The 8,560-nt window shown below is 37.5% G+C and carries 6 protein-coding genes, 1 tRNA gene and 1 other annotated feature; of the genes, 1 reads left to right on the forward strand and 6 read right to left on the reverse strand.

Going from position 1 to position 8,560, the window contains the following annotated elements:
- Positions 1 to 7 precede the first annotated feature (7 nt).
- From pepT to XYLOR_RS01190, 4 genes are all read right to left on the reverse strand, one after another.
- Positions 8 to 1,231 (reverse strand): peptidase T, encoded by a 1,224-nt coding sequence (gene pepT, locus XYLOR_RS01175; protein WP_036876238.1) that lies wholly within the window; start codon positions 1,229 to 1,231, stop codon positions 8 to 10.
- Positions 1,232 to 1,268: 37 nt separating this feature from the next.
- Positions 1,269 to 1,342, reverse strand: a tRNA-Arg gene (locus tag XYLOR_RS01180).
- Positions 1,343 to 1,445: 103 nt separating this feature from the next.
- Positions 1,446 to 2,255 (reverse strand): tRNA threonylcarbamoyladenosine dehydratase, encoded by an 810-nt coding sequence (locus XYLOR_RS01185; RefSeq protein WP_036876240.1) that lies wholly within the window; start codon positions 2,253 to 2,255, stop codon positions 1,446 to 1,448.
- Positions 2,246 to 3,274 (reverse strand): threonine aldolase family protein, encoded by a 1,029-nt coding sequence (locus XYLOR_RS01190; protein WP_036876241.1) that lies wholly within the window; start codon positions 3,272 to 3,274, stop codon positions 2,246 to 2,248. The genes XYLOR_RS01185 and XYLOR_RS01190 overlap by 10 nt, the downstream gene beginning before the upstream one ends.
- A gap of 299 nt (positions 3,275 to 3,573) precedes the next feature.
- Between XYLOR_RS01190 and asnA the strand changes: the two genes are divergently transcribed.
- Complete coding sequence (gene asnA, locus XYLOR_RS01195) at positions 3,574 to 4,611, forward strand: aspartate--ammonia ligase (RefSeq protein ID WP_036876242.1); 1,038 nt, start codon at positions 3,574 to 3,576, stop codon at positions 4,609 to 4,611.
- Between the two features lie 61 nt (positions 4,612 to 4,672).
- Here asnA and XYLOR_RS01200 read toward each other — a convergent pair whose 3' ends face one another.
- Positions 4,673 to 6,466 (reverse strand): DNA polymerase III subunit gamma/tau, encoded by a 1,794-nt coding sequence (locus XYLOR_RS01200; RefSeq protein ID WP_036876244.1) that lies wholly within the window; start codon positions 6,464 to 6,466, stop codon positions 4,673 to 4,675.
- A 188-nt stretch (positions 6,467 to 6,654) separates the two neighbouring features.
- Positions 6,655 to 7,998, reverse strand: coding sequence for a sodium:proton antiporter NhaD (gene nhaD / locus XYLOR_RS01205; protein WP_036876246.1), 1,344 nt, complete (start codon positions 7,996 to 7,998; stop codon positions 6,655 to 6,657).
- A 457-nt stretch (positions 7,999 to 8,455) separates the two neighbouring features.
- Positions 8,456 to 8,560, reverse strand: a sequence feature (16S ribosomal RNA rRNA prediction is too short).

Raw genomic sequence — 8,560 nt, forward strand, 5'->3', positions numbered from 1 at the left:
GTTTTTACTAATCGTTATATTTAGCAGTGATTTCGCATATTTTTACTATAACCTCTTTTGCTTTTTCCATTGTCTGTATTGAGATAAACTCATATGGTCCATGGAAGTTTACACCACCTGCAAATATATTAGGACAAGGCAAACCCTTGAACGACAGTTGTGCACCATCAGTACCACCTCTTATTGGTTCTACTTTAGGAGGAACACCACATTCTTGCATAGCTCTCAATACGATATCAATGACATGCATTACAGGGTCAATTTTCTCCTTCATATTATAATATTGGTCATTTACAACTGCTGTAGCTGTTCCGTCACCATATTTCTCATTAATTTTTTTGGCGCAATTCTCTATAAAATTCTTTCTCTTCTCGAATTTCTCTCTATTGTGGTCACGTATTATATACGATAGAGTAGCGTTTTCTATATTACCCTTAATGCCAATCAGGTGATAAAATCCTTCATATTCTTCAGTCTCCTCAGGAGTCTCGCTTGCAGGAATCATGTTGATAAATTCTGTGGCAACACGATTTGCGTTGATCATTTTACCTTTAGCATATCCCGGATGTACACTCATTCCCTTTATATTGATTTTTGCAGATGCAGCATTGAAATTTTCATATTCCAAGTTGCCAAGATCACCTCCATCCATAGTGTAAGCCCATTCGCATCCGAATTTTTTCACATCAAAATGATGAGCACCCATGCCTATTTCTTCGTCGGGATTAAATGCTATACGTATATTTCCATGCTCCATCTCTTTATGGTCACGTATCCAGCACATAGCCTGTATTATTTCAGCAATACCAGCTTTGTCGTCTGCGCCAAGCAGCGTATGGCCATCTGTTACAATAAGGTCTTCTCCCTTATGTTCGAGGAGTTCTGGAAATTTTTCAGGAGAAGATATTACGTCATCAGACAGTTGTATATCACCACCATAATAATTATGAACTATTCGTGGTTTAATATTTGCTCCACTACAGTCCGGACTTGTATCGTAATGAGATATAAAACCTATTGTTGGTATATCTTTTTTTGTATTAGCCTTCAGCGTTGCATACAGATATCCCATATCATCGAGTTCTACATCATCAAAACCCTCGTTTTCAAGTTCTTTCTTTAAAAATGCGGCAAATATTAGTTGTTTTGCCGTACTTGGTACACTTTCGCTTTCCTCTGATGATTGGGTATCAAACTTAGTGTAATTTAAAAATCTTTCTGCAATTTCCATAATAAGAATAAAATTTTAGATTTATATGAAAATAAAGTGACCCCGATGGGATTCAAACCCATGATCTTCAGAACCGGAATCTGACATTCTATTCAGCTGAACTACGAGGCCTTTTGTGTTGCAAATATACAAAAAATAAATTAAAACAAAGAAAAACCATTGCTTTAAAATTCAAATAATATTTTAGAGATATAAAATTATGCCTACATAAAAGTCATTCAGACACTTTTTCACAGATGTCTTGTATAATTAGTCCTGATATCATAAAACCATATATAGCAGTGATATGTGCAAGTGTTCCGTTAATTTGGGCTTTTGTAGAGCACCATTCGTGGTTAAGCAAATCTTCACGACCAGGACCTCCCGCAGCTTTTGGACATAGGCATTTCTCAGTACCACATGATTTGTTTACGCCTCTGTTCTTAATCAACTCCTCACTGAATATACATTTGAATTTCTTCTTCGGAAACGTCTTGCTATGTTTGAATTTCCTTCTTAAAGCTGCCGCTAAAGGGCATCCTCTGACTTTCCAGAATTCGGCTACCTTTATTTTTGTAGGGTCTAGTTTAAGAGCTGCACCCATAGCCGAAATCAATACCGCATCAGTATTAGTGGCATTGAGTATGAGCAAGACTTTATCCTTCAAACTATCTATTGCATCAACTATATAGTCGTATTCTTCTATATGGAAAGATTCAGCGGTTTCTTCAGTATAAATTTCCTGCATGGCATTGACTTCTGCGGTAGGATTTATTTCGAGAAGACGTTCTTTAAGAGCATCAACTTTTACCTGACCTACAGTCTTGGTTGTAGCCATCAACTGTCTGTTAATGTTCGTGATACAAATACGGTCAGAATCTACAATGGTAATATGCATTATTCCTGAGCGTACTAGACTTTCTGCGCACCATGACCCAACGCCACCGACGCCGAAAACTATAACTCTCTTCTTTTCTATTTCAGTAAGTGCATCATTGCCTAGCAGCAATTCTGTGCGTCTAAAGATACCTTTTTCTATTCCCATATTTTCTCCAATTCTTTAAGGCTCTCTTCTGTTGTAGCCCAACTGGTTACAAATCTACATATAGTATTATTCTGATCCGCAGGGCCCCAATGGGTGAAAATAACCTTTTGTGATATTCTTTCCACTTCATCGTTGTTTATTATAATAAACTGCTGATTGGTAGGAGAATCTATAAAAAACTTATATCCCTTTTCTGCAAACATTTTCTTCATTTTCATAGCCATATTTATAGCGTGACGTGATAGGTCAAAATAAAGATTGTCGGTAAATAGTGTGTCAAACTGTATTCCGATAAGTCTTCCTTTAGCCAGCAATGCTCCATGTTGCTTCTGTATAGCAATGAAATTTTTTGGTGCATTATTATGAGTAAAGACAACAGCTTCGCCGCATAAGGCGCCTTGTTTTGTACCTCCGATATAGAAAACGTCGCAATGTTTTGAGAGGAATGGTAATGTAATATCACATTCTTGAGACATCATACCATAGCCAAGGCGAGCACCGTCTACATATAAGATAAGATCATATTCACGGCAAACATTATATAATAATTCTAATTCTTTAGCATTATATATTGTGCCTAATTCTGTAGGCAAGGAAATGTAGACCATACCGGGATAAACACTATGTCCGTCATTGTAATTAGCTGTGAAATCTTCCATGTATGAACGAAGGGCCTTAGCCTCCATCTTGCCATTTTTGCCCTCAATAGCGATAACCTTGTGACCTGTATATTCTACGGCACCCGATTCATGTACATTGATGTGCCCTGAATTGATAGCTATTACGCCCTCATAAGATTTTAGTAATGAACTAATTACTGTCGCATTTGTCTGAGTTCCACTAGTAAGAAAGAAAACATCAGCTTGGTCGTCATCACAAGCTAATTTTATTTTATCCTTTGCACTTTTTGTATAACAGTCCTTATCGTAGCACAGTGTCTGCTCATTATTAGTCTCGATGAGTCGCTTTAATACTTCAGGATGTGCACCATTATTGTAATCACATTCAAATGAAATCATATCGTATCAAAATTTTTGCAAAGGTACTGCAAATAAGATACAATACAAAAAGAATTCATTCTTTTTAATATATGTGACACTATAGGTATTCGCTATGTTGTGAATATACATATAAATAGAATTCTGTAAATAAATTGTTTTATAATTGCGAATTATTATTCAAAATGATATTAAAACGTGCAAAAATATTACATTTTGTAAAATTTATAACTGTTTTTCTTGCAAATGAATATTTATTGTCTACCTTTGCACTTAATATCAAATGACAAAGAGTATTTAATAAAGGTAATAATATAATTATGAGTAATCTAATAAAACCCGAAAACTATAAAGCTCTGCTAGATATGAAGCAGACCGAACAGGGTATTAAACTGATAAAGGATTTTTTTCAACAGAATCTTTCAACAGAACTTCGTCTGCGTCGTGTTACAGCACCGCTTTTCGTTCTTAAAGGACTTGGTATTAATGATGATCTTAATGGAGTGGAGCGACCAGTTGCATTCCCAATAAAGGATCTTAATGAGGCTCAGGCTGAGGTAGTTCATTCTCTTGCAAAATGGAAAAGACTTACATTGGCAGAATACAAGATTGAACCGGGATACGGAATTTATACAGATATGAATGCTATACGTGCTGACGAAGAACTTGATAATCTTCACTCTCTGTATGTAGATCAGTGGGACTGGGAGGCTGTAATCGTAAGACAGCAGCGTACAATTTCTTTTCTGAAAGATATTGTTAAGCGAATATATGCCGCTATTCTGCGTACTGAATATCTTACTTGCGAAACATATCCGGAGATAAAACCGTTTTTGCCTGAGAATATACATTTCATTCATAGCGAAGACTTACTCCAGATGTATCCTAATCTATCACCTAAAGAACGTGAGGATGAGATATGTAAGAAGTATGGAGCTGTGTTCATTATGGGCATAGGTGGAAAACTGAGTAATGGCGAAAAACATGATGGACGTGCTCCTGATTATGATGACTGGTCTACGGTGGCTGAAAATGGCCAGACAGGTCTCAATGGAGATATTTTGATATGGTATCCCACTCTAAACCGTGCTTTTGAGTTGTCTTCAATGGGGATACGTGTAGACAAAGATTCTTTATTGCGACAGCTTGCATTAGAAGGCAAGGAAGATCGAAAAAAGCTCTTTTTTCACAAACATTTGCTAGAAGGTAAATTGCCTCTTAGCATAGGTGGTGGTATAGGACAGAGCCGTTTGTGTATGGTTTTGCTTCATAAGGCACATATTGGCGAGATACAGGCTTCTATATGGCCTGAAGATATGATAAATGAATGTGAAAAGTTGGGCATGCCACTTATTTAGTGCAATAATATAAAAATATAAAAGGCAAGTTCTCACAATATGTGAACTTGCCTTTTTTATTTTATGCCAATTCTAGTCCCAAAGCATCCCGAAGTTTCCCGAAAGCCGGATATGTCTCAGATAAATTAGCCAATTGTTCTGCTCTTGATGGAATCTTTTTGAATTCTTCAGCCTTAGCCAGACGTATGCTTAGAGTGATCTGTCCATTATGCAGTCCTCTCTGTAATGTACTTCTTATACGCCCCTGCAATATATTTATATTATATAGCATATCCTGACTGTCTACGATAATATCAATTTTAGGAAATTCGGAAATACGCGGCATTAGATTTTTCATTCTAGATGCGATTGCTATATATTGCTTCGGCATTCGGTTGCACATCAGCATCCACTGAAAAGAAAGATCTTCTTGAGTGAATAACTTCTTCTCATCTATAACCACAGATTCCTCTTCGTTAGTTTTGTTCTTCGGTTTACCACTGTTGCGTAACTCCGAGAAGGTCATTCCTGATTTTATTTTAGGTCTTCCATTTGCAAAACTAATACGAGAAGTAGATGCCGAATTTGTATCTTTAGGCTGTTGTGTCTGTCTTTGTTGCACGTGCATAGTCTCAGACTGCTGCGCCTGTGCCTGACGCTGCATACTGTTACCGCCTGTGGCTACCTGCTGAGCCTTGCTGTTAGCGGTGTTGACTATTATTTGTTTGAACAGGGATTTTAATCTTTTGGGGCTGCGCCCCGCACTTGCCTCATCGTCATCAGCCTGTGTAATTTGAGCTACCTGTATTAGTGTGATCTCCACAAGTAGACGTTTGTTACTGCTCTGACGATAATTGATGTCACATGAATTTAATATTTTCAAGGCTTGATAGAGGAACTTGGTATCGCATTTCTTAGCCTGTTCGGTAAATTTCTGCTTCAGCGTTTCGCTTACTTCCAATAACTTGATGGTAGATTCGTCTTTAGCCATCATGAGGTTTCTTACATGTTTAGCAAGTCCTAACATCATATTACCACCATCAAAACCTTTATTCAGAATATCATTAAGAAGAAGCATTATTTCACTTACCTTATTCTCAAGGCTGAAGTCTATTATACGGAAGTAATAATCAGAATCAAGTACATTAAGATCCTCTATCACTTTCTTGTATGTTATGTTACCTTGACAGAAACTGGCAGCCTGGTCGAATATTGATAAGGCATCACGCATTCCTCCATCAGCCTTTTCGGCCATAACATTAAGCGCCTCTTCCTCATATTTGATACCTTCTTTTTCTGCTACCTTTTTAAGATGATTTATGGTATTTGCCACAGTCATTCGCTCGAAGTCATATATCTGGCAGCGAGAAAGGATGGTTGGCAATATTTTGTTCTTCTCTGTGGTGGCTAGAATAAATATCACATGGGCTGGTGGTTCCTCAAGAGTTTTGAGAAACGAATTGAAAGCCGAAGTAGACAACATGTGTACCTCGTCAATAATGAACACCTTGTATTTACCAACCTGTGGAGGAATTCGAGTCTGTTCCATCAGGTTCTTGATGTCCTCAACCGAATTGTGGCTAGCCGCATCCAGTTCGAATATGTTATAAGAACGCTGTTCATTAAAAGCTTTGCAACTTTCGCATTCATTGCAAGCCTCACCTTCGGCCGTAGGACTGGAACAGTTGATTGCCTTTGCAAATATTCGGGCACATGTAGTCTTACCCACACCCCTAGGTCCGCAGAATAGATAAGCGTGAGCTAATTTGCCACTCTTTACTGCATTCTTCAGTGTAGTGGTAAGTGCACCTTGTCCCACTACAGTATCAAACGAGTTAGGACGGTACTTACGGGCTGAAACAATGTATTCTCCCATTATTGTTATATTATTTCTTGATTATGTGATTGCAAAAGTAACAAATAAAATCCGAAATATAAAATAAAAGACTCTATTTTTATATTCTTATTGTTACTGTATACTCTTACTTATTATTCATATAATTAATTCCAATATATATGGCTCATGTGCGGAACAATATATATTGGAATTTGTGATTTTGCTTGTTAGCAGAATATAAAAGTCTTTTCTATCCAGTAGGCAAATATGCCTCCAAGGTATCCTAATAAAGCTATCCAACTGACATGTTTCATATACCATCCAAAGGTTATACGTTCAAGTCCCATTACTACAACACCCGCTGCACTACCAATAATCAAGATTGATCCGCCAACACCTGCGCAATAAGCCAGCAATTGCCAGAAAATGCCGTCAGTAGCCATGTCTCCTATTGGCGAGATAGGGTACATTCCTATACAACCTGCAACAAGAGGTACGTTATCAATAATACTGCTTACTACTCCGATAAATCCTGTTACAATGTAGTGATTGCCACCCGAAGCTACATTTAGCCATACACCTATGCCTTTTAGTACACCTACTTCTTCAAGGCAAGATACAGCCATTAATATGCCGAGGAAGAAAAGAATTGTGGTCATGTCTATTTTGGATAGTAATTTTGCTACTCTCTTTGATGTGCTTTCATCACCGCGATAGAAAATTTCTGTTACAGTCCAAAGCAAACCTAACACAAGAAGTATTCCCATGAAAGGTGGAAGGTTTGTAAAATAGCGGAATATAGGAACAGACATCAGACCGCATACGCCAAGAATGAATATAACCCGGCGCTGTAACTTAGATGCATCAGTAGATTTCACGTCAGAGTCTTTTGTTATAGCCGGCAATTCTCCTTTAAGACTGTACTGTAATACAAACGCCGGTAATACTATCGATATTACAGACGGGATGAATACTTCTTTTATTATACCTTGAGTCGTAATCATATTACCTATCCAGAGCATGATAGTAGTAACGTCGCCGATGGGCGAGAAGGCACCACCGCTGTTGGCTGCTATTATTACGATAGAGGCATATATTATACGGTCTTTATGGTCGCTTACCAATTTGCGCAGAACCATAATCATTACAATACTGGTAGTAAGATTGTCGAGTACAGCAGAAAGGAAGAATGTCATAAATGTAATTCGCCAAAGCAAGGCTCTCTTGCTTTTTGTCTTCATAGAATCTCTAACAAAGTTGAATCCTCCGTTTGAGTCCACGATTTCTACTATTGTCATTGCTCCCATAAGGAAGAAAAGTGTCTCTGCTGTATCTCCCAGATGCGACCTTAGTATTTCACCTACTTTGTCGAAAACGTTTGTCGCTTTGGTAATGTCTGTCGCTCCGGACATAGCTATATATCCTAAAGGATTTACCATATATAGACTCCAGCAAGCAACACACATAAGTAGAGCAATAGCTGCTTTGTTGATTTTTATTTCGCTTTCTAATGCTATGCAAAGATAACCGAATACGAAAACGATACAAATGGTTATTGTTAATAAAGACATGATATTATTTTATATTTGATGCAAAGATATAAATTTTAAATGTAAATATAAGCAGCTATCCTTAAAATGTACATTTATTCTTAATATACGACCAATTAAAGTAACATAATTTAGAATGAGATTATATGAATAACTTATATTGTGGCATTTTATGCCATAAAATAATCTGTAAGTCAGTAATTATGCAAACCATACTATTTTTAAAACTTTTTTATAACATCAAACCTCACTAATCTTGTATAAATATATGTGTATCAGTATATTATATGAGTGACGGCCATGCATCACCTTACAATCTGTGTATTGCTACTAAATGAGCTTTCACCCACGGTCAGACTGCATTCTAGCCCAGGTAAGGTTCCTCGCGTATCATCGAATTAAACCACATGCTCCACCGCTTGTGCGGACCCCCGTCAATTCCTTTGAGTTTCAACCTTGCGGTCGTACTTCCCAGGTGGGATACTTAATGCTTTCGCTCAAACACACACTGTATATCGCGTATGTCGAGTATCCATCGTTTAGGGCGTGGACTACCAGGGTATCTAATCCTGTTTGATCCCCA

Source organism: Xylanibacter oryzae DSM 17970 (assembly GCF_000585355.1).
Lineage (GTDB): Bacteria > Bacteroidota > Bacteroidia > Bacteroidales > Bacteroidaceae > Prevotella > Prevotella oryzae.

Coding starts and splice junctions, on each gene's coding strand:
- XYLOR_RS01190 (WP_036876241.1), bottom strand. CDS start 3,274: ATGATTTCATTTGAATGTGATTACAATAATGGTGCACATCCTGAAGTA.
- XYLOR_RS01200 (WP_036876244.1), bottom strand. CDS start 6,466: ATGGGAGAATACATTGTTTCAGCCCGTAAGTACCGTCCTAACTCGTTT.
- XYLOR_RS01185 (WP_036876240.1), bottom strand. CDS start 2,255: ATGGGAATAGAAAAAGGTATCTTTAGACGCACAGAATTGCTGCTAGGC.
- asnA (WP_036876242.1), top strand. CDS start 3,574: ATGAGTAATCTAATAAAACCCGAAAACTATAAAGCTCTGCTAGATATG.
- pepT (WP_036876238.1), bottom strand. CDS start 1,231: ATGGAAATTGCAGAAAGATTTTTAAATTACACTAAGTTTGATACCCAA.
- nhaD (WP_036876246.1), bottom strand. CDS start 7,998: ATGTCTTTATTAACAATAACCATTTGTATCGTTTTCGTATTCGGTTAT.